Below are 750 nucleotides of genomic sequence, written 5' to 3'. Positions count from 1 at the left end.
GCACGGGGGCGGCCTTCTGGTACAGCACCGCCGTCACCGTGTTGATGAGCCTGGCCCCCGGCCTGCTGCCCGAGCAGGCCCGCCACGTCTACTTCGAGGCGGCGGGGGTGGTGATCACGCTGATCCTCTTGGGCAAGTACCTCGAGGCCCTCGCCAAAGGCCGCACCTCCGAGGCCATGCAGCGGCTGCTCTCGCTGCAGGCTAAGACTGCCCGGGTGGTGGAGGGAAGCACCGAGCGGGAAATCCCCGTGGACGAGGTCCTGCCCGGCGACCTAATTGCGGTGCGCCCCGGTGAGAAGATCCCGGTGGATGGGGTGGTGGTCTCGGGCCAGAGCTACGTGGACGAATCCATGATCACCGGCGAACCCATCCCCGTGCTCAAATCCGAGGGCGCGAAGGTCATTGGGGGAACCCTCAACCAAAACGGGGCCTTTACCTTCCAGGCTACCGCCGTGGGCGCGGACACCGTGCTGGCCCAGATCATCAAGCTGGTCGAGACGGCCCAGGGCTCCAAGCCCGCCATCCAGAACCTGGCCGACCGGGTGGTGGCGGTGTTCACCCCCATCGTGCTGGGGATCGCCCTGCTCACCGCGGGGGTGTGGCTGCTCTTCGGAGGTGAGGCTGCCGTCAGCTACGCCCTGGTCAACACCGTCGCGGTGCTGATCATCGCCTGCCCCTGCGCGATGGGCCTGGCGACCCCCACCAGCATCATGGTGGGCACCGGCAAAGCCGCCGAGATGGGCGTGCTCT

The 750-nt window shown here is 67.9% G+C and carries 1 protein-coding gene; it reads left to right on the top strand.

Translation table 11 applies throughout. From position 1 onward, the window contains the following. Window positions 1-750 (top strand): HAD-IC family P-type ATPase (locus tag Mhypo_RS17815; RefSeq protein ID WP_147371382.1); only part of this gene is annotated, 750 nt, incomplete at both ends.

The sequence above is a fragment of the Meiothermus hypogaeus genome (assembly GCF_003574035.1).
Taxonomy (GTDB): Bacteria; Deinococcota; Deinococci; order Deinococcales; family Thermaceae; genus Meiothermus; species Meiothermus hypogaeus.
Note: the sequence above shows the minus strand (reverse complement) of the source record. Positions and strands in the feature narration are given on the sequence as shown.